Raw genomic sequence first — 26,297 nt, forward strand, 5'->3', positions numbered from 1 at the left:
CAAAAGTATATGCTTAATGTATATTAACAAAAGTAAAAATAATAAAGTTTTCTTAATTGCAGCGCGTTTCGAGACGATTACTATAGTTTATATAATAATCTAATTTGTAATCCAAACCGCTTAGGTTACCTTTTTTACTCTTTATATTTTGCTTAAATAATCCCCATTTCCTTACCTACTTTTTCAAAAGCTGCAATGGCTTTATCCAAATGCTCCTTTTCGTGAGCTGCAGATAATTGTACTCTAATCCTTGCTTTGCCTTTAGGAACAACAGGGTAGAAGAAGCCAATTACGTAAATTCCTTCTTTTAAAAGCTTATCTGCCATTTCCTGAGAAACCTTGGCGTCGTGCAGCATCACCGGCACTATGGCTGCTTCCCCATCGATTATTTCAAATCCGGCATCAATTATACCTTTTTTAAAGTAAGCTGTGTTTTCCTTTAATTTTTTTCTAAGACTGTCGTCGTTTTCAAGCATTTCGAAAACTTTGATGGAAGCTCCCACGATTGCCGGAGCCAAAGAATTAGAAAATAAGTAAGGCCTTGATCGCTGTCTAAGCAGTTCAATTATCTCCTTTTTAGCCGTGGTATAACCTCCCATGGCACCGCCTAAAGCTTTTCCTAATGTTCCGGTAATAATATCCACACGGTTAAGAACATTTTTTTCTTCCAGGGTTCCTATTCCGTTTTCGCCAATAAAACCGGTAGCATGACATTCATCGATCATCACCAAAGCATCATATTTGTCTGCCAGATCACAGATCTTATCTAATGGTGCAACAAGACCGTCCATAGAGAACACCCCGTCTGTCACAATTATCTTAAAGCGGGCACCCTTTTCATTAGCGGCTTTAAGCTGATTTTCAAGATCTTCCATATTTCCGTTCTCATATCTATAACGGGCTGCTTTACAAAGTCTTACTCCGTCGATAATAGAAGCATGATTCAATGAATCTGAAATAATAGCATCTTCTGCAGTTAATAAAGGTTCGAAAATCCCTCCATTGGCATCAAAAGCGGCCGCATAAAGGATAGTATCCTCGGTTCCGTAGAAATTAGCGATCTTCTTTTCTAATTCTTTGTGAATATCCTGAGTTCCACAAATAAAGCGTACACTGGACATCCCAAATCCGTGAGTGTCCATGGTATCTTTCGCTGCCTGAATTACCTCAGGATGTGATGACAGCCCAAGATAGTTATTGGCACAAAAGTTAATAACCTCCTCGCCGGTAGAAATTTTAATAACAGCATCCTGCGGACTTGTTATAATTCTTTCCTTTTTATAAAGTCCGGCTTCCTTTATTTCTTCTAATTCTTTTTCTAAGTGTTCTTTTATTTTTCCGTACATGTTGTAGTTATTGTTTGTTGTTCTATAATTAGGTGTAGCACCTAAAATGAAGGAACAAAGTTATAATTCTTTTAAACATTCCTGATAATAAGAGGGTCGTTCGTGTAAACCAGTAAAGACTGTTCTACTTCGTAACCCATTTCCCTTATTGCTTGAGCATATTCTGAAACCTGAAGGGTGTGAGTATCAACAAATCCACCGGTTTTGTAATCTATGATACTTACCTTATTACCTTGGAAATTCAATCTGTCTGGTCTAAGCCTTGTTCCGGAAGAAGTCAATATTTCCCTTTCGTTCATATTAACTGAAGTTTCTGAATAATATTTTTCTAACTCAGGATGTTCTATTATTCCGCTGATCAAGGTTGATATTTCCTCACTGGATTCCTGAGTAATTAATCCCGATGTAATGGCCCAGTCCAGGGCTTTAGAAAGATCTTTTTTCTTGTCTATTCTGGCAAGGATCTCATGGGCGATCTCCCCACGTTCTATAGCTTCCTGTTGTTTGGAATCCCACATCGACCCCGCTCTGGTAACTATATTTACAGCTGTATTTTGAACGGGGGAGGAATAGAATTTTGTGGGTGCTGTTCCAGCTTTCATTGCCGATTTCTTTTCAATGAATTTCTTTTTAGTCCCGAATTCATAAGATAAACTCCCATCCCATTTTCCTATTGACCTCAAATAGTCCATAAGTATATCTGAAACATTTGGGGAAGGTTTAGGTTTTTCCTGATAATTGGTGAAAATGTATAATTGTTCGGCAGCACGTGTACATGCAACGTACAGCACGTTAAGAGCATCCAATTCGTTCTTGCTTAAAAGATCTTCATATTTTATAGCTGCTTCATCGTTCCAGTTAAGCATTTTTCTCGAGGCACTTACGTAAGCCAACGGAATGGTTTCATCGGGGATATCCAGCCACAGGTTATCGAATCTTGTGTTTTGCAGGTCGGCATTTGCAAAAGGATAAATAACCACGGGGAACTCCAGGCCTTTGGATTTATGAATGGTCATAATTTGAACCGCATCATCGGAATCTGGAACAACTATGCTCATTTTATCTTTCTTCCGCTCCCACAACTCCATGAAGTCACCCAAACTATTAGTAGATTTTTGAGAGGTTTCGAAGACAAAATCTAAAAAGTATTGTACATAAGCATTTGAATCCTTCACAAGGTCAAAGCTTCTAATAATATATTCGGCAACTTCGTATAGCGACAGGGTTTGAAGTTGGTCAAAATTGAAATCAATTCCGTAATCTGCCAGCCAGTTGAAAAATTCCTTCCCGTTTAGAGAAAGTGAATTTTTCAGGATCTCATACGTTTCTTCTTCTTTAAGATATCTTTCGGCAAGCAGATCGAAAATAAGCAGCTTTATTTTATCATCTTCCGGATTAAGCGTTAAGGATAAGATATTCGTGATCAAATTTACTTCAGGAGACTGCGAAATTAGCAGGGTCTCTGAAGATATTACCGATACCGAATTTTCACTAAGATATTCTGCAATTACAATTCCTTCCTTTTTTCTGCGGGTAAGTATGCAAATATCCTGTTTGGAGTAACCCTGGTCTTCTAAATCCCGGATGGTTTCAAGGATCTTCACCGGATAGATTTCCATTTCCTCATCCCTGTTTTTTGCTTCTATAAAATCCACATTTACATACCCAAAATCTCCTTTTTTAGGTTCCTGTGCAGATTGCGCAAAGAGATCGGCATACTCCGGATGGGTTAATATGTTAGCAGCAAAACAAAAGAATCCGTTATTAAAATTCACAACTTCAGAACCACTCCGGTAATTCCCCGGAAGATTGACCACCTTCGGCTGTTGCTGAAACGGGCTTTGCTTTAAATTACTCAAATCTATGAGTTGCTCTGCCCTTCCTCCTCTCCAGCGATAAATACTTTGCTTGGCATCGCCCACGATGGTTAATCCTGATTGCTGTTGACTCTGACTTAAATTGTGGGCAATTAGAGGAATGAGATTTTCCCATTGCATGGTGGAAGTATCCTGGAATTCATCAATAAAATAATGTTGATATCGCTCTCCCAGGCGTTCATAGATAAAAGGTGCAGGCTGGTCTTTAACCTGTGCACTTATTTTTGGATTGAATTCTGAGATCAAAACCAGATTCCGGTCTTTTTTAATAAGCTCTATTTCCCGGTTGATTTCATTTATTAGCGAAAGCTGGACAATGTTCTTTTTGATCTCGATTAAATATTCAATTTGAAAAAACAGCTTTTTTGTAGATTCAAAAAGGTTTGCGATCTCGGGTTGTATAGCCTTGATGGCTATTTTTGCACTTTCAGGTGCTTTTTTAGGATAAAGATCACCTTCAGCTATATTTTGAGCCCATTTTGCATCAAAATTTACATTTTTTTCCCCTTTCCGAAGTTTTTCAAAATGCTTCGGAATATATTTTCCACTAAAATCGGCTTCATCAATTCCATTTGTATTTAATAGATCAAAAAACAATTCGGCTGAAGAAATCAGGGTTTGCTCAGCTGAAGTAATGTCCCTGGTTAGTCGCTGTGAAAAATCCTTGAAATCGTCCAGAGTTTTTGATTTAAGCAAGGAAACCGGGTGCTGATGATTTTCATTAATCAATAACCGGGAAATTTCAAACAGGTCCCGGCTTATATCCCAGCTACGGTCATCATCAGTTTTGGAAATGGTATAGTCTATAAGTACTTTGGTTAATCGTTCATCGCTGCCTGCACGGTTAATCAAACTGTCAACCGCTTCAGCTAAAATATCCTCGGCTCCTAACTCAACTTCAAAATTCATGGGAAGTCCAAGGTCTCTGGCAAAGGTGCGGAGTACTCTATGAGTAAAACCATCGATGGTGGAAATTTCAAAAGCAGCATAATTATGAATTATGCTTTGAAGAATTTCCTGAGATTTAAGTTTGATTTCAGCTTCAGTAAGGCTGGCTTCGCTTATAATAGCCTGCATTAATGGATTGTCGCGGGCAGTAGTTTCCTCCTTTGAAAATTCAGCAAGACTTTTAATGATCCTTTTTTTCAATTCTTCCACCGCTTTATTGGTAAAAGTGATGGCCAGGATATTTTTATACCTATCGTTTTTGGAAGAATTAAATAACAAGATGAGGTATTCTTTTACCAAGGTGAAGGTTTTTCCTGAACCAGCCGAGGCATTATAAATATGGAAAAAATTATTCAAGGAGTACTGAATTAGTGAGGTTTCAAATTTTAAACTTTTTTGAAAGTTAAAATAAAAATGCCTTTTAAATAGAAGGTGCTTTTAAGTATTTTATAACACTAAAAAATTTCCTTTAAGTGTGTATAATGTTAAATTTGGGTGAGTTTTATACTAATCACAAAAAAATCAGATAATTATGTCTTTTGAGTTACCAAAATTAAAATATGCTTTTGATGCATTGGAGCCCCATATCGATGCTAAAACCATGGAAATCCACCATGGAAAACATCATGCCGGTTATACAAGCAAGCTTAATGCTGCCATTGAAGGTACAGATATGGAAGGTAAAAACATCGAGAATATTTTAAAGAATCTCGATATGTCCAATAAAGCAGTTCGTAATAATGGAGGAGGTTATTACAATCACAGCCTTTTCTGGGAAATAATGTCTCCTAATGGTGGAGGTAAGCCAGAAGGTGATCTTGCCGATGCGATCGATAAAGCTTTTGGTTCTTTCGAGGCATTTAAAGATGAGTTCTCTAAAGCAGCAGCCGGACAATTTGGATCTGGATGGGCATGGCTTTGTGTACATTCTGGTGGGAAAGTTGAAGTTTGCTCAACTGCTAACCAGGATAATCCAATCATGCCTGAAATTGGATGTGGTGGAACACCAATCTTAGGTCTTGATGTTTGGGAACATGCTTATTACTTAAACTATCAAAATAAGCGTCCAGAGTATATCGATGCATTCTTTAATGTAATAGACTGGAAAGAAGTATCCAGCAGATATGCAAAAGCAAAATAATTAAAACATATAATGTTTGAAGGAAAGCCGCGATAAGCGGCTTTTTTTATTGAGTTATATCCATAAAAAAAGGCGGAATGAATTCCACCTTTTTTTGCCCCAAATCTACCATGAACTTAACCTACTTATGCTATGGTATTCTAAAGATAGAACGAAAAAGCGTAGCAAAAATTATTATTAGACAAAATACCCAAATATTAGTTAAAATACTGAAACACAATAATTTATGTTAAATACTGAGTTTTATCCATAAAAAAAGGCGGAATGACTTCCACCTTTTTTTGCCCCAAATCTACCATGAACTTAACCTACTTATGCTATGGTATTCTAAAGATAGTAAGAAAGAATACATGAAATTGGAAAATTAGACGAAATACCTGAAAATTAGGCAAGTAGCTATAAATTATGATTTGTTTATTGGAAGGGAAAAATAATTGTACAAAAATTATGGGAGTTGTAGAAAATAAAAAAAGGCGGAATGAATTCCACCTTTTTTTGCCCCAAATCTACCATGAACTTAACCTACTTATGTTATGGCGATACTAATGTAGACAGAAAAGCCATACGCACAAAGATTATTAGATTAAGTGCACATTTATTAGTTAAAAGGTATTTATTAATATGCACGGTCGGTTTTACCCTCGTAGAAATTCATAAAGGCTCTATTGACAACCCTGTTTCCTCCCGGGGTTGGATAATCTCCCGTAAAATACCAGTCTCCAAGATTTTTCGGACATGCCTTATGTAAATTCTCAACGGTTTGGTATATGACCTTAACCTCTGCCTTTACGTCCTTGTCACACAGTAGTTCGCTAATCTTATCTGATATCTGTTCATTGGTGAATGGATCATAGATCTCGCTCACGAAATTTTGAACTTCACTGTCTACAAGATCTACCTGCTTTAGGCATTTCTCATAAACTTTCTCAACAATATCATATTGGTTGGTGTCCTTTAATAATTCCAATGCGGCGCGAAAGGCTACCAGGTCTTCCAGTCTGGCCATGTCTATCCCATAACAATCCGGATATCTTATTTGAGGGGCAGAGGAAACCACCACTATTTTTTTAGGTTTTAACCTGTCCATCATTTTAATGATACTTTTCTTCAGGGTGGTACCTCTTACGATACTATCATCGATAATTACCAGGTTATCGTCCGGTTTCACCACTCCATAAGTAACATCATAAACGTGAGCTACCAGGTCATCTCTGCTGCTGTCTTCAGTAATAAAGGTTCTTAACTTTACATCCTTGATGGCGATCTTCTCAGTTCTTAGTCTATGGGATAATATTTCCTGGAGACGGGCATCGGTTAAAGTTTCTTTTTCTTCAAGAATAGCTTCGTTCTTTTGCTTGTTCAATTCATCCTGGGCTGCTTCCACCATTCCGTAAAAGGAAGTTTCAGCAGTATTCGGAATAAAAGAGAACACTGTTTTTAAAGTATCATGTTTGATTGACTTTAAAACATCGGGCATTAATAGCCTACCCAACATTTTTCTTTCCTCATAGATCTCGGCATCACTACCTCTTGAGAAATAGATTCTTTCAAACGAACAGGCTTTTCGCTCTAAAGGCTTAAGGATCTCCTGGATCTTAACCTCGCCATTCTTTTTAGTGATAATGGCATTTCCGGGCGGTAATTCATGAACATCGTCAAAATCAACATTAAACACCGTTTGAATTACAGGTCTTTCTGAAGCTACTACCACAACTTCATCGTCCTTATAATAGTAAGCCGGTCGTATTCCCGCAGGATCTCTTAAAACAAACGAATCACCATGACCAATCAATCCGGCCATAGCGTATCCACCGTCCCAGTTTTTAGAGGATTTTCTCAGGATCTTTGCCACATTTAGCTGTTCGGCAATATGGGGGGAAGCTTGTTTCTTAGAAAAGCCTTCCTTTTTAAGTTTTTTATAGAGTTTGCGCACTTCTGAATCCAGAAAATGCCCTATTTTCTCCATTACAGTAACCGTATCTGCTCTTTCTTTAGGATGTTGACCAAGTTCCACAAGATTATTAAAAAGCTTGTTTACATTGGTCATATTAAAATTCCCTGCAACAATCAGGTTTCTGTGCATCCAGTTGTTCTGCCTTAAGAACGGATGCACGCTTTCTATACTATTCTTTCCAAAAGTTCCGTAGCGAACGTGACCTAAAAAAACCTCTCCCAGATACGGGATGTGGCGTTTTTGTAATTCGGTATCATCGGCATATTCAGGATTTGCCAGGATCTCTTCGTTGATGCGTTGGTTGATCTGTTCAAAAATATCCTGTATAGGTTGCGCCTGGTTAGATCTAACTCTGCTAATATATCGGTCTCCCGGTGCGGTATTTAGTTTGATGCTGGCAAAACCGGCTCCATCCTGTCCACGGTTGTGCTGCTTCTCCATCATCAGGTACATTTTATTTACTCCATAAAATGCTGTCCCGTATTTTTCTTTGTAATAATCCAGAGGTCTAAGAAGCCTGATATGGGCTATCCCGCATTCGTGTTTTAAAGCATCACTCATGTTGTGTTTTCCTTTTAGGAATTAGTTGTGTGTTTTGGTCATAAAAAAAGCCCTGAAATTACAGGGCAATATTTTTTAATCGAGTCTTGTTTCGAACTGAGTCAATTTCTTGAATTCGTCCAGACGCTCGTTAATTTCAGAGCCTGAAAGTTTTTGCATTCTTTCGGTTCCAAATTTCTCAACGCAAAAAGAAGCGAGGTTACTACCATAAATGATGGCGCTCTTCATATTCTCAAAAGAGACATCGTTGGTTCTGGCGAGGTAACCAATAAATCCTCCGGCAAAGGTATCTCCCGCTCCGGTTGGATCGAATACTTCTTCCAGTGGCAATGCAGGTGCAAAGAAGATCTGATCTTTATGGAAAAGCAATGCTCCATGCTCTCCTTTTTTGATCACCACATACTTAGGTCCCATTTCTTCAATTTTTCTGGCGGCCTTCACTAATGAATATTCACCGGAAAGTTGTCTGGCTTCTTCATCATTAATCGTGATCACGTCTACTTTTTCTATAACCTTCATAAGGTCTTCTAAAGTATTGTCCATCCAGAAATTCATGGTGTCCAGAACTACCAGTTTTGGATTTTTCACCTGTTCTAGTACACTTAGCTGTACCAGAGGGTGAAGGTTACCTAGCATTACATACTCGGCATCCTTATAATTTTCTGGTACTACAGGGTTAAAATCTGCAAGAACATTAAGTTGTGTATCCAAAGTATCTCTGGAATTAAGGTCGTTGTGATATCTTCCACTCCAGAAAAAGGTTTTTCCTCCTTTTACTATTTCAATACCTTCTATATCTATGTTGTTGTTTGCCATCAGGTCCAGATATTCCTGAGGGAAGTCGTCTCCAACAACAGAAACTACTGCGCTGTCTACCTCAAAATTAGCGGCAGATAGTCCAATATAGGTGCCTGCGCCTCCAAGAATTTTATCGGTTTTTCCAAATGGTGTTTCAATTGCATCGAATGCTACTGTTCCAACAATAAGTAATTTACTCATAACGGGTTTTATAATATGGGTGCAAATATACAGTTTGTTTTTCAAGCTGTAAACTTCCAGCCTGTTCCTAAATGTTAAGCTTTATAACCTTTGTCCGGCTTCAGATTTTTTTCCTTGGATGCTGCCACGGCAAGAGCGTCACATCGCTCATTTTGTGGATGATCGTTATGACCTTTGATCCATTGAAATTGAACCTGATGTTTGCGATATTCTTTTAAGAATGCTTTCCAGAGGTCAGTATTCTTTCTGTTTATAAAGTTTTTCTTTTCCCAGTTGAAGACCCAGCCTTTATTCACCGCATCTGAAACATATTTTGAATCTGTAAATACCTTTAATGGAGTGCCGGGAGTCTTTAATTTTTTAAGGGCTTCTATAACTGCAAGTAGTTCCATGCGGTTATTTGTGGTAAGCTTAAATCCTTCTGAAAATTCTTTGCGGTAATTTTTCCCTACCCATTCCATTACTATCCCGTAACCTCCGGGTCCCGGGTTTCCCCTGGCAGCACCATCAGTATAAACATGTACTTTTGGTAAAATCACTTGTCCTGTTGTTGTAAGGTTTGCTGAATTATTTCAGGAAAATGTTTGTATTCCAGTTTATGGATCCTGGAGGCCAAATTTTGTGCGGACTCCCCGTCTTCAATAGGAATGCTGGTTTGGAAGATGGTATTCCCTTCATCATACTTTTCATTTACATAATGAATGGTGATCCCGCTTTCTTTTTCCTTGCTCTCTATAACAGCTTCATGTACGCGGCTGCCATACATGTCTTTTCCACCAAAACGGGGTAAAAGTGCCGGGTGAATATTGATGATTTTATTCGGAAATGTTTTAATGAACGTCGAAGGGATAAGCCATAAAAATCCGGCCAGGACTATAAGGTCTGGCTTCATGTCTTTGAGAATATTCAGGACCTCGTGAGTATCATAAAAAGCTTTCCTGTCAAAATGCAATGCCTGCACCTTCAAATTATGAGCTCTCTCTAAAGCGCCGGAGAATTTTTTGTTGGAAAATACCGCGGCAACTTCAATTTCTTCTGAATTCCGGAAATATTTTATGATATTTTCGGCATTGGTGCCGGAGCCTGAAGCAAAGATGACAATCTTTTGACGGGGCTTTTTTAGTTTGTCACTCAAAATTAGGCTGTTAACATTTATTAGGTTGTAAAATTAAATGCTTTAAATGAATTTTATGTAAATTACGCTCACATTTTTGGAGTAAAAATCGGTTTTAAAATAAAGTTTTTTATTTTTGCCACCTAATCAAAATTAAAATAAAAAATTATGTCAGACATTGCATCAAGAGTAAAAGCTATTATCGTTGACAAATTAGGAGTTGACGAGAATGAAGTTGTAAACGAAGCCAGCTTCACCAACGACTTGGGTGCTGATTCACTAGACACGGTTGAATTGATCATGGAATTCGAGAAGGAATTTGATATTCAAATCCCAGACGATCAAGCTGAGAACATTGCAACTGTTGGTCAGGCAATTTCATATATTGAAGACGCTAAAAAATAAATCTAAACAACCATATGGAGTTAAAGCGAGTAGTAGTTACAGGCCTTGGTGCCTTAACCCCAATTGGTAACAATTTACAGGAATATTGGGAAGGACTTAAAAACGGGAAAAGTGGTAGTGCGCCTATCACTTATTTTGATACTGAAAAGTTCAAGACTAAATTCGCTTGTGAGCTCAAAAATTTTAATCCTTTAGATCATTTTGATCGCAAGGAAGCCAGAAAGCTTGATAGGTTCGCCCAATACGCCATGGTTGCCGCAGACGAAGCTATCAAGGATTCTGGTATCGACCTTGATACTGTAGACAAATTTCGCGTTGGCGTAATTTGGGGTGCAGGGATAGGTGGATTGGAAACTTTCCAGAACGAAGTTATCAACTTCGCAGAAGGAGATGGATCTCCACGTTTTAATCCTTTCTTTATACCGAAAATGATTGCTGATATTGCTCCTGGTAATATCTCGATCAAACACGGTTTTATGGGGGCTAATTATACCACTGTTTCTGCATGTGCATCTTCTGCAAATGCAATGATCGATGCTTTGAACAATATTCGTTTGGGCTATAGTGATATAATTGTTTCCGGAGGATCTGAAGCGGCTGTGACTCAGGCTGGAATGGGTGGATTTAACGCAATGCATGCCCTTTCTACCAGAAACGACAGTCCAGAAACCGCATCCAGACCTTTTGATGCAACCAGAGATGGTTTTGTATTAGGTGAAGGTGGTGGAGCTCTTATTCTTGAAGAATATGAGCATGCGAAAGCACGTGGAGCCAAGATCTATGCCGAACTTATAGGAGGTGGGTTATCATCTGATGCTTATCACATGACTGCTCCTCATCCTGAAGGTGACGGCGTTGTGGCAGTAATGAAAAACTGTCTTGAGAATGCCGGCTTAAAACCGGAAGATATTGATGCTATTAATACTCATGGTACCTCTACACCTTTAGGTGATGTTGCTGAACTTAAAGCGATCACTAAAGTGTTTGGAGAACATGCCAAGACTCTTAATATCAATTCAACTAAATCCATGACCGGGCATTTACTTGGTGCTGCCGGGGCTATTGAAGCAATTGCTGCAATACTCTCCATGCAACATGGTTTAGTGCCACCTACAATTAATCATGAGAATATTGACGAAAACATTGATCCTTCTTTAAACCTAACGCTTAATAAAGCACAGGAAAGAGATGTGAAAATTGTAATGAGCAATACTTTTGGTTTTGGTGGACACAATGCTTGTGTAGTATTTAAAAAGTTAGACGAATAGGCCATGAGCGTTATTCGAAACATATTAAATTCCCGTTCTTCTAAAGGCGGGAATTTTTTTAATATACTCACTCAAATATTAGGCTTTAAGCCTAAAACCCTTACCTATTATAAGAAAGCCTTTACACATCGCTCTTTGAACAGAAAAGATGAAGAGGGTAATGCCATCAATTTCGAACGCATGGAATTCCTGGGGGACGCCATGTTAAGTGCTGTGGTGGCTTCTCATCTGTTTAAAGCTGTGCCGGGCGGGAATGAAGGTTATCTTACCAAAATGCGCTCGAAGGTTGTAAGCCGAAAGCATCTTAATGAACTTGGAAAAGATCTTGGATTGATCGCACATGTGCAAACCAATATCCCAAAAGAACAATTTGGTGTAAATATTCATGGGAATCTTTTTGAAGCACTTGTTGGCGCTATTTATCTGGATAGAGGCTATAAATACTGCAAACGCTTTATCTATGAGCGGGTAATAGATCCTTATGTGGATATTGAGCAACTGGAGGGTAAAGTTATAAGTTACAAGAGCCTGGTGATCGAATGGTGTCAAAAAGAAAAAAAGGAGTTCGACTTCGAGGTTTATGAAGATACCGGAAATGATGAGCTTAAACATTTTGCAGTGAAATTGCGTATAGACAAACGCGTGGTGGCAAAAGCCAGAGCTACTTCCAAGAAAAAAGCAGAGGAGAAAGCATCAAAAAGAGCTTACTACGCCTTGCAAAATAAAATAGATTAATTATTGAAGAATTAACGTAAACTATAACGTTTTCGTAGATAATTAATAATTTTCACCCCCTATTTTCGTGATTTTGTTATCGATATACTATCTTTATCCTTAAAGTTTTAGTTCATGCAATCGCATAAAATGCTGCTGGAAGTTGAAGATGAGCCTTTTTATTTGATCGCAATTTATTCCTCTTTGGAGGGATATAAAATGGCGTATTTTATAAATAAATACCTCAAAGTAAAGCTGGCGCGGGAGCGCAAGGACATAGACTTTAATCATTCAGATTATCACGCGATGTATGCGTTATATTCTTATAAAGATCCAAAAGCATATTACAGTCTGGAGCTTGTTAGTAACAAGTATAAAGGCGAACCAAAAAAATTTATGAGCTCCGGATCTCTCTTTGGCGAAGAGGAATTTAGTTCTCAGGAAGTCAATCTTATCCCTGAGTACAGTAAAGTAGATTATTTTTTAAAAATAAGTGAAGAGATCCAGTCAAAGGAGTTTTCGAGAGTGTTGACCAAAATTAGTCAGATTCCCGGTGTACAGGCTGCATATGCAATTGATGTGGATAAATTAAAAACCAAACAAAATCTAATTTTCGAATAATGCCTACCAACAAGAAAACAAAAATAGTCGCTACACTGGGCCCTGCAACCAGTAGTAAAGAGACCTTAAAACGAATGTTGCAGGAAGGTGTAAACGTTTTTAGAATTAATTTCTCCCATGCAGATTATGAAGATGTAAAGGAGAGAATTAAAATGATTCGTGAACTAAATGACGAAGAAGGTTTTAATGCAGCTATTCTTGCCGACCTACAGGGACCTAAACTTAGGGTAGGAGTGATGAAAGAAGAGGTTGTGGTTTCTGAAGGGGACGAAATTACTTTCGCTACCGGTAAGGAATTCAAAGGAACTGCCGAAAGAGTTTACATGAATTACGACTCTTTCCCAAAAGATGTAAAAGCCGGAGAAAGAATTTTACTTGATGATGGGAAACTTATTTTTGAGGTGGTTACTACCAACAAAAAGAATGAAGTAAAAACCAAAGTGATCCAGGGTGGGCCATTAAAGTCCAAAAAAGGAGTAAACCTTCCAAATACAAGTATTTCGCTTCCAGCACTTACTGAAAAAGATGTGAAAGATGCAATTTTTGCATGTGAGCTTCAGGTAGATTGGATGGCGTTATCTTTTGTTAGACATGCTGAAGACCTAATGGAACTTCAGAAGCTTATTCAAAAGCATTCAAAATTCAAAATTCCAATCGTTGCGAAAATTGAAAAACCGGAAGGGGTAGCGAATATCGACAAGATCGTATCTTATTGTGACGGACTTATGGTTGCTCGTGGTGACCTTGGAGTAGAAATTCCGGCGCAGGAAGTACCATTAATTCAAAAGAAGCTGGTGCTAACCGCGAAAAAAGCCAGAATCCCGGTGATTATTGCTACACAAATGATGGAGACCATGATTACCAGCCTTACTCCAACAAGAGCTGAGGTAAATGATGTAGCTAACTCGGTTATGGATGGTGCAGATGCGGTTATGCTATCTGGAGAAACTTCAGTAGGGCAATATCCGGTGCAGGTAATTCAAAAAATGTCTCAGATCCTTGAAAGCGTTGAGAACTCTCCGTTGATCAAGGTTCCGCATGAGCCACCACATGTTAAAACAAAAAGATATATTACTAAAGCAGTTTGTTTCCATGCGGCTAATATGGCCAATGAGATCAAAGCTAAGGCGATTTGTACGCTAACAAACAGTGGATATACCGCATTCCAGATCTCTGCCTGGAGACCGGAAGCTCATATTCTTGTATTTACTTCTAATAGAAGAATACTTAACCAGTTAAGTTTGTTATGGGGTGTTAAGGCTTTCTATTACGATAAGTTTGTAAGTACAGATGAAACTATAGACGATATTAACGATATCGCTAAGAAATATAAGTTTGTTGAATTAGGAGACTTTACAATTAACCTTGCGGCTATGCCTATTACTGCAAAGGGAATGGTTAATACTTTAAGGGTTTCAGAGATCGAATAAGAACTTTGCTATTTTTATAATTTAAGAAGCCGTAAAATTTATTTACGGCTTTTTTTTATCATAATATTCTTTCCATTTAAAAGACAGAGAAGTCATAAATAAGGAAAACAGAATCCCCGTGATTACATCCAGGATAATGTCTTCCAGACTTAATTCCACAGTATTTTTTTGATATAAATCTATAAGAATTTCAAGTACTATAATCACCGAACAAAACAAGGCTGCTCCCTTAATGACATGCTTTAGAAAAGACTTTTTCATTTCGCTAAAACTTAAATTTCAATTGAACTGAGATTTCTTTTTTCTCTTCGGAAATTTCTCCTTTATCTGTATTAAGATTGGAAAGTGAAATACCCAGTAATCTCACCGAATCTTTCATTTTCTCCTGATACAGAAGCTCTTTTGCGATCTCAAGGATCAAATCTTTACTTGAAATATAATAGTTAATTGTTTTACTGCGGGTTTGCAGGGTGAAATCGCTGTATTTTATCTTAAGAGTGATGGTTTTCCCGGCGACATCGCTTCTTTTTAGTCGGCGTTCGATCTCTTCAGCAATGTTTTGAAGCTTTTCCAGCATAAAGATCTCAGAAGATATATTTTCATTAAAGGTTCTTTCGGCACCCAGAGATTTTCGCGTTCGATGAGGTTTTACTTCACTATGATGAATTCCTCTTACCACATTATAAAAATGAACGCCACTTTTTCCGAAATGTTCAGTTAGATACTCTTCTGACTTTTGTTTTATATCTTTTCCGCTAAAAATTCCTAAGCGGTACATTTTTTCGGCTGTTACTTTTCCAACCCCGTAAAATTTTCTGATATCCAGTTCTTCAAGAAAAGGGATAACCTCCTCCGGGTTTACTGTTTTTTGTCCGTTAGGCTTATTTACATCGCTGGCAACCTTGGCGATAAATTTGTTAATGGAGATTCCGGCAGAGGCATTCAGTCCGGTTTTTTCCTTAATTCTATCTCTTATTTTTTTAGCAATAAGAGTGGCGCTCATAAGTCCCTTCTTATTTTCGGTCACGTCAAGGTAAGCCTCATCCAGGGAAAGCGGTTCAACAAGATCTGTATATTCAAAAAAGATCTCCCTAATCTGGCCCGAGATCTCTTTATACCTTTCAAAATTCGGTTTCACAAAAATAAGGTCCGGGCAATTACGTTTGGCAATTACGCTACTCATGGCACTTCTAACCCCGAATTTCCGGGCTTCATAACTTGCTGCACTTACTACTCCGCGTTGAGAACTGCCTCCTACAGCGACAGGTTTTCCTCTAAGATCTGGATTGTCTAATTGCTCAACAGATGCGTAAAAAGCATCCATATCTATATGGATAATTTTGCGAAGTTTTTCCACCTGACAAATTTAGTGAAACTAGATTCTTAAGACTCATACAGACCTAAATAGTTCTAAATCCTTTGATGGAATTGACCTGACTCCTCCAAAAGGATTGTGATCAAGAAAACTTATCTTTGAAAGACGTCAATATTTTAAAACATGCAAGCTAAAACAGCTATTGTCTTAGGTGCCACCGGTTTAACCGGAAGTATATTGCTGAATAAACTTTTAGCCGATGATCGCTATGCTAAAATTAAAGTTTTTGGAAGAAGCCATGTGAAAGCAAAAAGTGAAAAACTGGAAGAATACCTTATCGACCTGTTTGAGCTTGAAAAATTCAGCGAACTCTTTATGGCAGACGAAGTCTATTGTTGTATTGGGAGTACGAAGAAAAAAACTCCTGATAGTGATATATACCGAAAGGTTGATTTCGGGATTCCTGCCACCGCCGCCTGGTTATGTAAACATAATAACATAGACACCTTTTTGGTGATATCTGCCATGGGGGCAAAAGAAGATAGTAAAGTCTTTTATAACCGGATTAAAGGGGAAATGGAAGGTGCAGTGCTTGCGCAGAATATACCCAACACTTATATACTTCAACCGGCACTAATTGGTGGAAAACGGGAAGAAGTTAGACCAATGGAATTTGCTTTTAAGAATGTAATGAAAATAGTAGATAAATTCCTGTTAGGAGATTTAAAAAAATATCGAACTATTGAACCCGATACTATTGCAACCGCTATGATCCATCTTGCAAACAGCAGACAGACTTCCGGTAAGATCGAATCCCATATAATTAAGGAAATTGTACAAAACGAAAATTATTAATGACTGAAATTGAGAGGAAGTTTTTAGTTAGCAGTGAGACCTTTAAATCCCAGGCACACTCAAAAACTTTATTTATCCAGGCTTATTTGAATTCCCATCCTGAAAGAACCACGAGAATTAGAATTGCAGGAAAAAAAGCATTTTTAACTATCAAGGGAAAAACTTCAGATAGTGGAATATCCCGGTTTGAATGGGAAAAGGAAATTGATATAAATGACGCGAAAGAATTGCTCAAATTATGTGAACCCGGAAAAATTGAAAAACATCGATATTTAATAGATTTTCAAGGGAAAACCTTTGAAGTCGATGAATTTCACGACGATAATGAAGGACTTATACTGGCAGAAATCGAATTAGAAGACGAGACACAGGATTTCGACAAACCGGAGTGGCTTGCAGAAGAGGTTACAGGAGACCTGAAGTATTACAACTCCCAGTTAGTTTCAAATCCTTATAAAAACTGGAAGATATGAGAAAATTGATTTTTTTGTTCATCTTTCCGGCATTCATAAGCTGTATGCAGTCTTCTAAAGAGAATAGTTCAGCCGCTGAAGAAAAGGCGTCCATGGATACTGTCCCTGAACTTGCGAATAATGCTCAGATTGAAGCAGATCTTAAGCGAAAAGGTTATAAAACCTTCAGTTACAAATCGGGTGATACCACTTATTTAATGCAGGAATATTATATGGTATTTTTAAAGTCGGGAAATAACCGAAGTCAGGATTCTACGGAAGCTGTACAACTTCAGAAAAAACATCTGGAATACTTATCCTGGCTATCCAAAGAAGGTTATACCAGCCTTACCGGCCCTATGGGAGACGATGGTGAATTAAGAGGAATAGTGGTTTATAATACCGCCACAGCAAAGGAGGCCGATAGTCTGGCTAATCTCGACCCTATGGTGAAAGCCGGAAGATTAAAGGTCGAAGTGCACCCCTGGTGGGTTGCTAAAGGAGGTAAACTAAAATAATATGAAAACAGGTCATGTATTACCGGAATTAAAATATGTGGGGAATGAGAAACATAAGCTAACTCTGCATTTGTTTTTTCAGATATTGGGAAAAATAAGAATGTCCTTCACTCCCCGGAAGAATCACTGGTGGTACATCACGCTATATGTCTATGAAAAAGGTTTTACTACCGGGCCTATCCCGATAAATAAAGGTTTTGAATCCTTTTCGGTTAGTTTGAATATTCTCGAGCACAGGGTAGATATTGTAAAAAGTACGGGTGATATCAGGTCCTTCCGCCTTGAAAAAAACCTAAGTGTTTCAGATTTCTATAATTATCTTACCAGTATCTTAAGGGAGCTGGACATAAATATCAGGATCAATGCAAAACCTTATGAGGTAGGAATAGAAAAGCATTTTTCAGAAATCCATGATATTCACCACTACAACAAAAAATACGCGGCACAATACTGGAAAGCCTTTTTATGGGTCAACTCTATATTTAATGAATTCAGCGGCAGATTCTATGGGAAAACCAGTCCGTCACAACTATTCTGGCATTCCATGGATCTTGCTGTTACCAGATTTTCAGGTAAAAAAGTGCCAACCAATAGCGATTCCAATATTGCAAACAAGGATTCGTATAGTCATGAATGCATAAGTTTCGGTTTTTGGGCGGGGGACGAAAATACACAGGAACCTGCATTTTATTCTTACGCTTTTCCTTCTCCCGAACACCTGGACAAGGAGACTCTGGAACCTGCAGAAGCCAACTGGATCATGATCAACGGAGGCCCTATGGCCATTCTCACTTATGCTGATCTGGCGAGGAAGGATAATCCCGGGAAAGTTCTACTTGAATTTATGGAAAGCGCCTATCAGGCCTCAGCCGGATTAGCAGATTGGGATATCGACGCATTTAAAGTTCCGCCTCTAAAAGAGCTTTAGTGAAATCTACGCGGAAGTTATCTTTTGGGTGATCTCATGTTTAGATAACACTCCGGATTGTCTCCATAACTGCTCTCCATTTTTAAAAAGTATCATGGTTGGTACACCACGCACCTGATATTTTGCAGCCAGTGGTTGATTTTTATCCACATCAATTTTTACGATCTTAACTTTTTCTCCTAACTCCTCTTTTACTTCCTTAAGAATCGGAGCTAAAGTTTTACACGGGCCACACCACTCGGCATGAAAATCGATCAAAACCGGTATGTCACTTTTTATTATTTCGCTAAAACTACTTTTCATAACTCACTTCGTTTTAGAGTAAATTTAAATATTTAATAAGCGGAATTTTATAGAATAAAGTTAAAAAGTACCAACCAGTCCTACTCTTCCAAGGCCCATGTGAAATTTCCAGCTTATGCCCTTGTTAGCTTCGGGTCCATAATTTCGTTCCTGAGTAAGATACTTGTCAATAGTATCCACCACCACCACGCTTAAAGCCATACTCAGTCCAACATCGGTTAACCAATGTGCACCTTTCCATAATCTGGAAACAGGTGAAATTAATCCCACTCCAATGATTCCAGCTTTTACTAAAGGACTTTCAAATTGTTTAGAGAGGGCATATGCTGTGGTAAAAGACAAGATCGTATGTCCTGAAGGAAATGAATGATAGGCTCCTTCTTTGCTAAAAGGTTTAAATTCATTCTTCTTTTTATCCCCTCCCGGTCTGGCTCTTCCAACGGCTGTTTTGGATATGGACTGAAGAATCCCCGCGGTTGTTGCAGCAGAGATCATTAATACTCCTGTCTTACGAACCTTTTCATTTTTGGTGAACAATCCAAAAAGATAAACCGCTCCATTAATAGCGTAATTGTTTTGTGGACTCCCATAATACCAGCCAAAATCCTTGATAAGATTTGGAATGTCGTCTTCCTGTGCTTTGAACCACCTGCTGGTTTCCTCATCAAAAATATACAGCGCTGCGGTCCCGGCCACAATAGCTCCGGCAGTTATAAAATCATCCTTCTGCCATTTTAATGGCTGAGTGTAAGTAGTGGTTAAGCCTCCAAGTGCACTGGCACCATCATATTTTAACAGCTCCCAGGAGGTTGGAATACTATCCGTCTCTTTAATTTCCTGCGCTGTAGAAAATGTAGCAGAAAGTAGTAGTAAAATGAAGATGGGATATACCTGTAAGTATGCTTTCATAATAATTGTGTTAAGTATCATTCCATTTATTACAAAACGATGATATTTTACAAGTCGGCAAAAATAGAATGAGCGTTGTACTTACTCAAGTAAACCGGCTTAAATCTTCGTTAACAGGTTCCTTCTGCAATTTTACACATGGACTTTAATTTTTATAAATTCCAATTTCCAATTCACCGTTGGAGTTCATGGTTGAACGATACATTCCCGCAGTATTGAATTCCATAGAAACGTTCCCTTGATGATCTATGGCCACGATTCCGCCATTCCCGCCAAGAGCCGGTAATTTCTTCTGAATAACCTCCCTGGTAGCTTCTTTAAGACTAAGCCCTTTGTATTCCATCATTGCCGAAATATCATAGGCAACCACCCCTCTAATAAAATACTCTCCCCAACCCGTACTGGAAATCGCGCAGGTGGCATTATTAGCATAGGTTCCAGCTCCTATAATTGGAGAGTCTCCTATCCGGTTGTATTTTTTGTTGGACATTCCCCCGGTTGAGGTTCCTGCAGCAAGGTTTCCATGTTTATCAAGCGCAGCACAACCTACGGTTCCAAATTTTTCATCTTTTACAAAAGGATCATAAAATGCTGTTTTGTTGTCAGCATCCCTGTCGCGGGCTCTTTCCATGGCTTTGTATCGATCTTCTGTGAAAAAATAATGAGGATCCACGATCTCAAGTCCGCGTTCTTTCGCAAACTGTTCAGCTCCTTTCCCGGAAAGCAATACGTGTTCAGAATTTTCCATGACCTCATAGGCGAGGTTAATAGGGTTTTTAACATTGGTTACACCGGCGACAGCCCCTGCATTCAGGGTTTTTCCATCCATGATGGAAGCATCCAGTTCATTTTTTCCTTCATTGGTAAACACTGCGCCTTTGGCCGAATTAAAAAGGGGACTATCCTCCATTATATTGATGGTTCTTTGAACAGCCTCTACGGCTGTTCCTCCATTTGCCAGGATCTCGTGGCCCTTTCTTATGGCTTCTTCAAGTTTTTGCTTATAAGCCTGCTCCAGCGAATCACTCATGTTCTCCTTTAAAATAGTTCCCGCTCCGCCATGGATCACAATCCCGAAATTAGGAATACTGTCTGCAGAGCTTTCTAGGGATTTTGAAGTTGTGTCCTCTGATTTTTGAGGATTAGAATCTTTACAGGAAATTAATAGAAAAAGACTGAAGAGTAGGAAAAGGTTTTTCATGGGATATGGTTTAGCAATTAAAGTTAATCAAATCTTGATACTTGTTTATATATGCCTGTTTTAACTTTAAATAAAAGCTGGAATACAACATCATTTGTATCATATTGAGTAATTTTAGGTAAAAATGTTGTTATGCCCGTAAACGGACCTTTTAATCTGAATAAATGGATAGAACAGAACCGGGAAAGTTTGAAACCACCTGTTGGAAACCGAAATCTTTATAAAGAATCCGGTGACTACATCGTGATGGTGGTAGCCGGTCCAAATGCACGAAAAGATTATCATTATAACGAGACTGAAGAACTGTTCTATCAACTGGAGGGGAATATTGAAGTTCACATTCAGGAAGATGGAAAGAAGAAGACCATGGAGCTGGGGCCAGGAGATATGTATCTTCATCCGGCCAAAGTTCCACACTCACCGGTAAGGCATGAAGGTTCTATTGGGCTGGTAATAGAACGTAAAAGATTAAGCGAAGAAGGGAAAGATGGGCTAATGTGGTTTTGTGATAACTGCAACCATAAACTTTATGAAGTCTATTTCCCGCTGCACAATATTGAGCAGGATTTTTTAAAGCATTTCAAACACTTTTATAGTAGTGAGGAATTACGAACCTGTGATAACTGCGGCGAGGTAATGCCGGTAGATGATCGATTCATATCTAACAAGGAATAGAGGTTTATTTTTACTATTTTCGCAATAACTACACAAATTAATCGATTAAAACGCAATTTAATGAGTAAAATCGCTGAAGAATTCGGGATTAAACAAGCCCTGAAAGATTTAGGTTTATCTGATGTTAATAACGGTACGTCTACAGGAAAAGACTGGTATAGCAATGGAGAAATTATTGAATCATTTTCTCCTGTTGACGGAGCACTTATAGGTAAAGTTAAAACAACCACAAAAGAAGATTACGAACGCACAATCGCTGCTGCTGAAAAAGGTTTTCAAGAATGGAGAACCTGGCCTGCACCATTAAGAGGTGAAGTGGTTCGAAAATTCAACGACGAACTTCGCCGGCTTAAAGAACCTTTAGGAAAACTTGTTTCTTATGAAATGGGTAAATCTTACCAGGAAGGCCTTGGAGAGGTTCAGGAAATGATAGATATATGTGATTTCGCAGTGGGGCTTTCCCGCCAGTTACATGGTCTAACCATGCACAGTGAACGTCCGGGACACCGTATGTACGAACAATATCACCCACTTGGGATCGTAGGAATTATTTCTGCTTTCAACTTTCCGGTAGCAGTATGGTCCTGGAATACAGCTCTTGCCTGGGTTTGTGGAGATGCATGTGTGTGGAAAGGTTCAGAAAAAACACCAATGACCTCTGTTGCCTGTCAAAACATTGCAGCTAAAGTTTTTGCTGAAAATGATGTGCCTGAAGGAATTTCGTGCCTAATAACAGGAGATTACAAAGTAGGTGAAATGATGACAAAGGATGAAAGAGTTCCTTTGATTTCGGCTACCGGGTCAATTAGAATGGGTAAGATCGTGGCGCAGGAAGTTGCTGCCCGTCTTGGTAAAACCTTACTTGAACTTGGAGGGAACAATGCGATTATTGTAACTCCTGATGCTAATATTAAGAACACCGTAATTGGTGCTGTTTTTGGAGCGGTGGGAACTTGCGGCCAGCGTTGTACTTCTACCAGAAGATTGATTATTCATGAAGATATTTACGATAAGGTAAAAGATGCCATCGTAAACGCATATAAACAAATACGTATTGGGAATCCTCTTGATGAGAATAACCATGTTGGACCACTAATCGATAAAGATGCCGTGAAAAATTATCAGACTGCTTTGGATAAAGTGGTGGAAGAAGGAGGAAACATCATCGTTGAAGGTGGTGTACTTGAAGGAGAAGGTTATGAAAGCGGTTGTTATGTGAAACCTGCGATCGCCGAAGCCGAAAATCATTTTGAGATCGTGCAGCATGAAACTTTCGCACCGGTATTGTATATCATGAAGTATTCCGGTGATGTAAGCGATGCATTAAAACTTCAGAATGGAGTGAGACAGGGACTTTCCTCTGCTATTATGACCAATAATTTAAGAGAGGCTGAAAGATTCCTTTCTGCAGAAGGTTCAGATTGTGGAATTGCCAATGTAAACATTGGAACTTCCGGTGCCGAGATTGGTGGTGCTTTTGGAGGTGAGAAAGAAACCGGTGGAGGTCGTGAATCAGGATCTGATGCCTGGAAGATCTACATGAGAAGACAAACAAATACAATTAATTATACAACAGAATTACCTCTTGCACAGGGGATTAAATTTGATTTGTAATTTAGTTTTTTAAGTGTTTTTAAAACCCGCTTCGTCAGGAGGCGGGTTTTTAATTTTTAAAAATGTAATTAGTTAAATCCTACTTAAATCCCGGCAACAATTTTGTCTCGGGTTCAGATAATCTTTATTTTCGGGGAATTAGAAATAGAATTTTTTATGAGCGTATTTTCAAAAGAACAGGCAGCTGAAGAACATTCCCGTAGAACCGAAGATTTTAAACAGGAAGATGTGGGAAGAGTTATTAATGAAGAGGAAAAGATTCTGAATAAATTTGAAAACAAAGGAAAGTTAAAGCGTTATATGGATGATGCCATGCTTCTTTTTTCTCTTGTAAAAGATTACGCCCGGGGAGACTACCGGGAAGTACCTTTCAATATTATCGCAGCAGCAGGAGCGGCACTCTTGTACGTATTGTCACCTATAGACCTGATCCCGGATTTTATTCCGGTACTTGGATATCTGGATGATGCCGCCGTGGTCGCTTTCTGTCTTAATTTGATGGAGAAAGACCTGATTACTTATAAAGTATGGAAAGATAACAACAGCAGTTTAAGCTAATTGTAAAATTGAAATAATAAAAAAGCCGCTTCTGGAAGAAGCGGCTTTTTCAATGCAGTTATATTTTGATTAAAATCTGTATCCAATATTGAAACCGGCATTGAATTCCACGGCAGAGAACCGGTCTCTCACTTCTTCGCTAAAATTTCTTCCCACATTAATAAATGGTCCTAACACAAAAGTATCGTTGAAATTCCATTTATAACCCGAGCCAAGACCTATGATAATTGTGTTCATGTCTACCGGGTCTACACCGTCCTCTTTAAATTCACCAGATCTGTATTTAAAAAATGGATTTACATACAATCCGGAAGCGGCATAATCTTCCCCGAAATAATAATTATATCCAATTTTAAAGCTATTGGTATCAAATTTTCTGGATCCGCTTTCAGAGTGATAATTGATCCTGTCATTTATTAAAACTGAACCTTCTATAGACTGGTGATCGTCGATAAATCTTTCGTAACCAAATTCAACAGAAGCTATGGCTATGGTATTGGCGATATTGAGTTTTATTTCGTTTTGTTTTTGGGCCATTTGAGCAAATCCAAAAGTTGAGGAAGCAACCAAAAGAAGAATAAGTATAGTTTTTTTCATAATAAGAATATTGTTCGTTGGTTAATGATGAAAATTTACATCAAAAAACCCTGCTAATATATGGCAGGGTTATTTTATTTCTATTAAAACAAACTTAATTGTTAAATGATTCCGTTTGGTTCTACCCATTTGAATTTGTGAGAATCCTGTGGGATGGAAATCCTGTCGGCGATTCTGGTCATTCGGTCAGGTAATGCCATTAAATAATCACGTGCTTTTTCGGCATCATCATTAAGTGTTCGCATTTTATCGATTTCCCAGTAATCATTCAGTTTTTTAAGAATGTCGATATAATCATAAGTGGTATAAACCCCAAGTCTTTGTGCTGCATTCGAGAAATTCTCAAAGGCATCTGCAATTCCCTGTCCGGATTCTCTAATAAACTGAGCAGGCATAACGATCTTTTTCTTCATCATGTCTACATAAGCCAGCATCATTTCACTTGGATCATGTTCAAAGATGGTTTTCACGAATTCTCTATAAGCCATGTAATGTCTCATCTCGTCTCCGGCGATGATATTACACATTTTCCCAAGCATTTTATTTCCTTTTTGCTTGGCAAGTTGTCCTACTCGTTTATGTGAAATGTTAGTTGCCAATTCCTGGAAACTTGTATAAATAAAGTTCCTGTAAGGATCTCTACCTGTCCCAATATCAAAACCATCATTGATTAGATGCTGAGTTGTTTTTTCGATCTCCTTCATATCTACTCTTCCAGAAAGATATAGGTACTTATTAAGAGTATCTCCATGTCTGTTTTCCTCACCAGTCCAGTGACGAACCCATTTTGCCCAGCTATTGGACTCTCCGCCTTTGGCTCCATGCTGCTCCACACCTTCCATATCCATTAACCAGGATTCGTAAGTTGGCAATGCCTCTTCAGTAACCATGTCAGCTACCAGCACTACCCAGAAATCATAGCCTAATTCCTTGGCTTCTTCTCTTATTTGATGAACTACTTCAAACCCTTCTTCAGATTGGAGATTTGGCAGCAGGTCTGTAGGTTGCCAAATTTCTTCAACCGGAATTAAATACTTATCAATAAAACCCTGTACCGATTTTTCAACGGTATTCATTACTTCTAAACGTATATTGTCTAAGGCCATTTTTTTATACTTAATTGCATTTCAGGGAGTAGTTCCCTATTTATTTTACTTATGCTGTAATAAAACAGCAGTTTTCTTTCTGATTGTTATCATATACCTAATTCAGAAACATTTAATCAAATATATGAATATGAGTAGAGATGATGTAATAAAATAAAACTAATTTCTTCCCTTCTCTTCAGGATAAAGGGTATACACCGGGTCACTTTGAAAGACTTCTTTCGTATTTACATCAATTGCAGAAATTGGTCCTTTAAAAGCCGCACCGGTATCTACATTCCATACGTTCGCTTTATTAACAGGGGTGGTCTTTCCAATCCTGGTAACGGGTGTATGCCCAATATAGATCTCCTCAAAATGTTGTAATCTTTGCGGATAAAACTCATGCCCTGGTTGAATTTCGGGATCCATTGCCAGCACCATCTCCCATAAAGTACGATCCCAGTAAAAACTTTTGTCAAAATATTCAAAGTCTGGCCCGTGTAAATTGGTAAAACCGGCATGAACAAACAACCTGCCTTCATCATCCTTATGATAATTGAACATCTCATGAAAAAATTTTACATGAGCACGTTTTTCTTCATCGCTAAAATTGCGGTACGCATCAATGCTGGACTGGCCGCCATGCTCAAGCCATTTTTCGTTCATCCTGTCTGTCTCCAACCACTTTTGAGTAAGATCATCGTGATTTCCTCTAATAAAAATGCACGAATTCTGTTTTGCCAGTTCAATTAAATAGGTGACCGTATTAGCCGAATCACTCCAACCGTCAACATAATCCCCTAAAAATATCAGGGTGTCATCTGGTCTTAAGTTAATCCTTTCAAGCAGCTGGATCAAAGCCTTTAATCCACCGTGTAAATCTCCAATGGCAAATTTTCTGGGCAT

General features: G+C 38.4%; 27 protein-coding genes. 13 read left to right on the plus strand and 14 right to left on the minus strand.

What is annotated here, in order from left to right; all coding sequences use genetic code 11:
- Nucleotides 1-152: 152 nt before the first annotated feature.
- Together kbl and ACNKXV_RS05670 are read right to left on the minus strand one after the other, a co-directional pair.
- A complete protein-coding gene (kbl, locus tag ACNKXV_RS05665; protein WP_417906731.1) occupies nucleotides 153-1,346 on the minus strand; it encodes a glycine C-acetyltransferase in 1,194 nt (397 codons plus the stop codon).
- 71 nt (nucleotides 1,347-1,417) lie between these two features.
- Nucleotides 1,418-4,528 carry a UvrD-helicase domain-containing protein gene (locus tag ACNKXV_RS05670; RefSeq protein WP_417906732.1) on the minus strand — a complete coding sequence of 1,037 codons (3,111 nt, stop codon included), beginning with the start codon at nucleotides 4,526-4,528 and terminating at the stop codon, nucleotides 1,418-1,420.
- Nucleotides 4,529-4,703: 175 nt separating this feature from the next.
- On the opposite strand from ACNKXV_RS05670, the gene ACNKXV_RS05675 reads away from it, so the two are divergent.
- The gene (locus ACNKXV_RS05675) at nucleotides 4,704-5,312 is read left to right on the plus strand and encodes a superoxide dismutase (protein WP_417906733.1); all 609 of its coding nucleotides are present in this window, start codon (nucleotides 4,704-4,706) and stop codon (nucleotides 5,310-5,312) included.
- 616 nt (nucleotides 5,313-5,928) lie between these two features.
- On the opposite strand, the gene ACNKXV_RS05680 is transcribed toward ACNKXV_RS05675, so the two are convergent.
- From ACNKXV_RS05680 to purN, 4 genes are all read right to left on the minus strand, one after another.
- Nucleotides 5,929-7,827, minus strand: coding sequence for an amidophosphoribosyltransferase (locus tag ACNKXV_RS05680; protein ID WP_417906734.1), 1,899 nt, complete (start codon nucleotides 7,825-7,827; stop codon nucleotides 5,929-5,931).
- 75 nt (nucleotides 7,828-7,902) lie between these two features.
- A complete protein-coding gene (locus tag ACNKXV_RS05685) occupies nucleotides 7,903-8,826 on the minus strand; it encodes a PfkB family carbohydrate kinase (RefSeq protein WP_417906735.1) in 924 nt (307 codons plus the stop codon).
- 74 nt (nucleotides 8,827-8,900) lie between these two features.
- Nucleotides 8,901-9,365: a ribonuclease HI gene (gene rnhA / locus ACNKXV_RS05690; protein WP_417906736.1), complete on the minus strand. Its 465-nt coding sequence runs from the start codon at nucleotides 9,363-9,365 to the stop codon at nucleotides 8,901-8,903.
- Nucleotides 9,362-9,961 (minus strand): phosphoribosylglycinamide formyltransferase, encoded by a 600-nt coding sequence (gene purN, locus ACNKXV_RS05695; RefSeq protein WP_417906737.1) that lies wholly within the window; start codon nucleotides 9,959-9,961, stop codon nucleotides 9,362-9,364. The genes rnhA and purN overlap by 4 nt, the downstream gene beginning before the upstream one ends.
- A gap of 147 nt (nucleotides 9,962-10,108) precedes the next feature.
- Between purN and ACNKXV_RS05700 the strand changes: the two genes are divergently transcribed.
- The 5 genes from ACNKXV_RS05700 to pyk all read left to right on the plus strand — a co-directional run bounded on the left by ACNKXV_RS05700 (nucleotide 10,109) and on the right by pyk (nucleotide 14,378).
- Nucleotides 10,109-10,345 (plus strand): acyl carrier protein, encoded by a 237-nt coding sequence (locus ACNKXV_RS05700; RefSeq protein WP_013069791.1) that lies wholly within the window; start codon nucleotides 10,109-10,111, stop codon nucleotides 10,343-10,345.
- Nucleotides 10,346-10,359: 14 nt separating this feature from the next.
- Nucleotides 10,360-11,613, plus strand: a complete 1,254-nt coding sequence (fabF, locus tag ACNKXV_RS05705; RefSeq protein WP_417906738.1) for a beta-ketoacyl-ACP synthase II — start codon at nucleotides 10,360-10,362, stop codon at nucleotides 11,611-11,613.
- Between the two features lie 3 nt (nucleotides 11,614-11,616).
- Entirely contained in the window at nucleotides 11,617-12,348 is a 732-nt protein-coding gene (gene rnc / locus ACNKXV_RS05710) for a ribonuclease III (RefSeq protein WP_417906739.1), read from the plus strand.
- A gap of 114 nt (nucleotides 12,349-12,462) precedes the next feature.
- Nucleotides 12,463-12,948 carry an IPExxxVDY family protein gene (locus ACNKXV_RS05715; RefSeq protein WP_417906740.1) on the plus strand — a complete coding sequence of 162 codons (486 nt, stop codon included), beginning with the start codon at nucleotides 12,463-12,465 and terminating at the stop codon, nucleotides 12,946-12,948.
- Complete coding sequence (gene pyk, locus ACNKXV_RS05720; protein ID WP_417906741.1) at nucleotides 12,948-14,378, plus strand: pyruvate kinase; 1,431 nt, start codon at nucleotides 12,948-12,950, stop codon at nucleotides 14,376-14,378. The genes ACNKXV_RS05715 and pyk overlap by 1 nt, the downstream gene beginning before the upstream one ends.
- A gap of 42 nt (nucleotides 14,379-14,420) precedes the next feature.
- Here the strand turns inward: pyk and ACNKXV_RS05725 are convergent, their stop codons facing one another.
- Both ACNKXV_RS05725 and dinB read right to left on the minus strand, forming a co-directional pair.
- Nucleotides 14,421-14,639, minus strand: coding sequence for a hypothetical protein (locus tag ACNKXV_RS05725; RefSeq protein WP_417906742.1), 219 nt, complete (start codon nucleotides 14,637-14,639; stop codon nucleotides 14,421-14,423).
- 4 nt (nucleotides 14,640-14,643) lie between these two features.
- Complete coding sequence (gene dinB, locus ACNKXV_RS05730) at nucleotides 14,644-15,735, minus strand: DNA polymerase IV (protein WP_417906743.1); 1,092 nt, start codon at nucleotides 15,733-15,735, stop codon at nucleotides 14,644-14,646.
- 141 nt (nucleotides 15,736-15,876) lie between these two features.
- Here dinB and ACNKXV_RS05735 point away from each other — a divergent pair, with 141 nt between their 5' ends.
- The 4 genes from ACNKXV_RS05735 to ACNKXV_RS05750 are packed head-to-tail and all read left to right on the plus strand — an operon-like array spanning nucleotide 15,877 to nucleotide 18,446.
- Nucleotides 15,877-16,548: an NAD(P)H-binding protein gene (locus ACNKXV_RS05735; protein WP_417906744.1), complete on the plus strand. Its 672-nt coding sequence runs from the start codon at nucleotides 15,877-15,879 to the stop codon at nucleotides 16,546-16,548.
- A complete protein-coding gene (locus ACNKXV_RS05740) occupies nucleotides 16,548-17,021 on the plus strand; it encodes a CYTH domain-containing protein (RefSeq protein ID WP_417906745.1) in 474 nt (157 codons plus the stop codon). Before ACNKXV_RS05735 ends, ACNKXV_RS05740 begins: the two co-directional genes overlap by 1 nt.
- Complete coding sequence (locus ACNKXV_RS05745; RefSeq protein ID WP_417906746.1) at nucleotides 17,018-17,518, plus strand: YciI family protein; 501 nt, start codon at nucleotides 17,018-17,020, stop codon at nucleotides 17,516-17,518. Before ACNKXV_RS05740 ends, ACNKXV_RS05745 begins: the two co-directional genes overlap by 4 nt.
- Before the next feature lies 1 nt (nucleotide 17,519).
- The gene (locus ACNKXV_RS05750) at nucleotides 17,520-18,446 is read left to right on the plus strand and encodes a DUF5996 family protein (protein WP_417906747.1); all 927 of its coding nucleotides are present in this window, start codon (nucleotides 17,520-17,522) and stop codon (nucleotides 18,444-18,446) included.
- A gap of 6 nt (nucleotides 18,447-18,452) precedes the next feature.
- Here ACNKXV_RS05750 and trxA read toward each other — a convergent pair whose 3' ends face one another.
- From trxA to ACNKXV_RS05765, 3 genes are all read right to left on the minus strand, one after another.
- Nucleotides 18,453-18,749 (minus strand): thioredoxin, encoded by a 297-nt coding sequence (gene trxA, locus ACNKXV_RS05755; RefSeq protein WP_417906748.1) that lies wholly within the window; start codon nucleotides 18,747-18,749, stop codon nucleotides 18,453-18,455.
- 60 nt (nucleotides 18,750-18,809) lie between these two features.
- Nucleotides 18,810-19,658 carry a phosphatase PAP2 family protein gene (locus tag ACNKXV_RS05760; RefSeq protein ID WP_417906749.1) on the minus strand — a complete coding sequence of 283 codons (849 nt, stop codon included), beginning with the start codon at nucleotides 19,656-19,658 and terminating at the stop codon, nucleotides 18,810-18,812.
- A gap of 145 nt (nucleotides 19,659-19,803) precedes the next feature.
- Nucleotides 19,804-20,859, minus strand: a complete 1,056-nt coding sequence (locus ACNKXV_RS05765) for an isoaspartyl peptidase/L-asparaginase family protein (RefSeq protein ID WP_417906750.1) — start codon at nucleotides 20,857-20,859, stop codon at nucleotides 19,804-19,806.
- A 132-nt stretch (nucleotides 20,860-20,991) separates the two neighbouring features.
- Here ACNKXV_RS05765 and ACNKXV_RS05770 point away from each other — a divergent pair, with 132 nt between their 5' ends.
- From ACNKXV_RS05770 to ACNKXV_RS05780, 3 genes are all read left to right on the plus strand, one after another.
- Nucleotides 20,992-21,534, plus strand: a complete 543-nt coding sequence (locus tag ACNKXV_RS05770) for a 3-hydroxyanthranilate 3,4-dioxygenase (RefSeq protein ID WP_417906751.1) — start codon at nucleotides 20,992-20,994, stop codon at nucleotides 21,532-21,534.
- Nucleotides 21,535-21,594: 60 nt separating this feature from the next.
- Nucleotides 21,595-23,148 (plus strand): L-piperidine-6-carboxylate dehydrogenase, encoded by a 1,554-nt coding sequence (amaB, locus tag ACNKXV_RS05775; RefSeq protein WP_417906752.1) that lies wholly within the window; start codon nucleotides 21,595-21,597, stop codon nucleotides 23,146-23,148.
- Between the two features lie 156 nt (nucleotides 23,149-23,304).
- Nucleotides 23,305-23,706, plus strand: coding sequence for a YkvA family protein (locus ACNKXV_RS05780; protein ID WP_417906753.1), 402 nt, complete (start codon nucleotides 23,305-23,307; stop codon nucleotides 23,704-23,706).
- A 69-nt stretch (nucleotides 23,707-23,775) separates the two neighbouring features.
- Here ACNKXV_RS05780 and ACNKXV_RS05785 read toward each other — a convergent pair whose 3' ends face one another.
- The 3 genes from ACNKXV_RS05785 to ACNKXV_RS05795 form a co-directional block, all read right to left on the minus strand.
- Nucleotides 23,776-24,303, minus strand: a complete 528-nt coding sequence (locus ACNKXV_RS05785; protein ID WP_417906754.1) for a DUF3575 domain-containing protein — start codon at nucleotides 24,301-24,303, stop codon at nucleotides 23,776-23,778.
- A gap of 101 nt (nucleotides 24,304-24,404) precedes the next feature.
- The gene (locus ACNKXV_RS05790) at nucleotides 24,405-25,409 is read right to left on the minus strand and encodes an acyl-ACP desaturase (RefSeq protein ID WP_417906755.1); all 1,005 of its coding nucleotides are present in this window, start codon (nucleotides 25,407-25,409) and stop codon (nucleotides 24,405-24,407) included.
- 159 nt (nucleotides 25,410-25,568) lie between these two features.
- Nucleotides 25,569-26,297, minus strand: coding sequence for a metallophosphoesterase family protein (locus ACNKXV_RS05795; protein ID WP_417906756.1), 729 nt, complete (start codon nucleotides 26,295-26,297; stop codon nucleotides 25,569-25,571).

The organism is Christiangramia aquimixticola, assembly GCF_048285835.1.
Classification (GTDB): domain Bacteria; phylum Bacteroidota; class Bacteroidia; order Flavobacteriales; family Flavobacteriaceae; genus Christiangramia; species Christiangramia aquimixticola.

What these genes read in the sequence shown, in the direction of transcription:
- kbl (WP_417906731.1), bottom strand. Translation starts at nt 1,346, where the DNA reads ATGTACGGAAAAATAAAAGAACACTTAGAAAAAGAATTAGAAGAAATA.
- ACNKXV_RS05675 (WP_417906733.1), top strand. Translation starts at nt 4,704, where the DNA reads ATGTCTTTTGAGTTACCAAAATTAAAATATGCTTTTGATGCATTGGAG.
- ACNKXV_RS05680 (WP_417906734.1), bottom strand. Translation starts at nt 7,827, where the DNA reads ATGAGTGATGCTTTAAAACACGAATGCGGGATAGCCCATATCAGGCTT.
- ACNKXV_RS05685 (WP_417906735.1), bottom strand. Translation starts at nt 8,826, where the DNA reads ATGAGTAAATTACTTATTGTTGGAACAGTAGCATTCGATGCAATTGAA.
- ACNKXV_RS05700 (WP_013069791.1), top strand. Translation starts at nt 10,109, where the DNA reads ATGTCAGACATTGCATCAAGAGTAAAAGCTATTATCGTTGACAAATTA.
- fabF (WP_417906738.1), top strand. Translation starts at nt 10,360, where the DNA reads ATGGAGTTAAAGCGAGTAGTAGTTACAGGCCTTGGTGCCTTAACCCCA.
- rnc (WP_417906739.1), top strand. Translation starts at nt 11,617, where the DNA reads ATGAGCGTTATTCGAAACATATTAAATTCCCGTTCTTCTAAAGGCGGG.
- ACNKXV_RS05715 (WP_417906740.1), top strand. Translation starts at nt 12,463, where the DNA reads ATGCAATCGCATAAAATGCTGCTGGAAGTTGAAGATGAGCCTTTTTAT.
- pyk (WP_417906741.1), top strand. Translation starts at nt 12,948, where the DNA reads ATGCCTACCAACAAGAAAACAAAAATAGTCGCTACACTGGGCCCTGCA.
- ACNKXV_RS05725 (WP_417906742.1), bottom strand. Translation starts at nt 14,639, where the DNA reads ATGAAAAAGTCTTTTCTAAAGCATGTCATTAAGGGAGCAGCCTTGTTT.
- ACNKXV_RS05735 (WP_417906744.1), top strand. Translation starts at nt 15,877, where the DNA reads ATGCAAGCTAAAACAGCTATTGTCTTAGGTGCCACCGGTTTAACCGGA.
- ACNKXV_RS05740 (WP_417906745.1), top strand. Translation starts at nt 16,548, where the DNA reads ATGACTGAAATTGAGAGGAAGTTTTTAGTTAGCAGTGAGACCTTTAAA.
- ACNKXV_RS05745 (WP_417906746.1), top strand. Translation starts at nt 17,018, where the DNA reads ATGAGAAAATTGATTTTTTTGTTCATCTTTCCGGCATTCATAAGCTGT.
- ACNKXV_RS05750 (WP_417906747.1), top strand. Translation starts at nt 17,520, where the DNA reads ATGAAAACAGGTCATGTATTACCGGAATTAAAATATGTGGGGAATGAG.
- trxA (WP_417906748.1), bottom strand. Translation starts at nt 18,749, where the DNA reads ATGAAAAGTAGTTTTAGCGAAATAATAAAAAGTGACATACCGGTTTTG.
- ACNKXV_RS05760 (WP_417906749.1), bottom strand. Translation starts at nt 19,658, where the DNA reads ATGAAAGCATACTTACAGGTATATCCCATCTTCATTTTACTACTACTT.
- ACNKXV_RS05765 (WP_417906750.1), bottom strand. Translation starts at nt 20,859, where the DNA reads ATGAAAAACCTTTTCCTACTCTTCAGTCTTTTTCTATTAATTTCCTGT.
- ACNKXV_RS05770 (WP_417906751.1), top strand. Translation starts at nt 20,992, where the DNA reads ATGCCCGTAAACGGACCTTTTAATCTGAATAAATGGATAGAACAGAAC.
- amaB (WP_417906752.1), top strand. Translation starts at nt 21,595, where the DNA reads ATGAGTAAAATCGCTGAAGAATTCGGGATTAAACAAGCCCTGAAAGAT.
- ACNKXV_RS05780 (WP_417906753.1), top strand. Translation starts at nt 23,305, where the DNA reads ATGAGCGTATTTTCAAAAGAACAGGCAGCTGAAGAACATTCCCGTAGA.
- ACNKXV_RS05785 (WP_417906754.1), bottom strand. Translation starts at nt 24,303, where the DNA reads ATGAAAAAAACTATACTTATTCTTCTTTTGGTTGCTTCCTCAACTTTT.
- ACNKXV_RS05790 (WP_417906755.1), bottom strand. Translation starts at nt 25,409, where the DNA reads ATGGCCTTAGACAATATACGTTTAGAAGTAATGAATACCGTTGAAAAA.
- ACNKXV_RS05795 (WP_417906756.1), bottom strand. Translation starts at nt 26,297, where the DNA reads ATGCCCAGAAAATTTGCCATTGGAGATTTACACGGTGGATTAAAGGCT.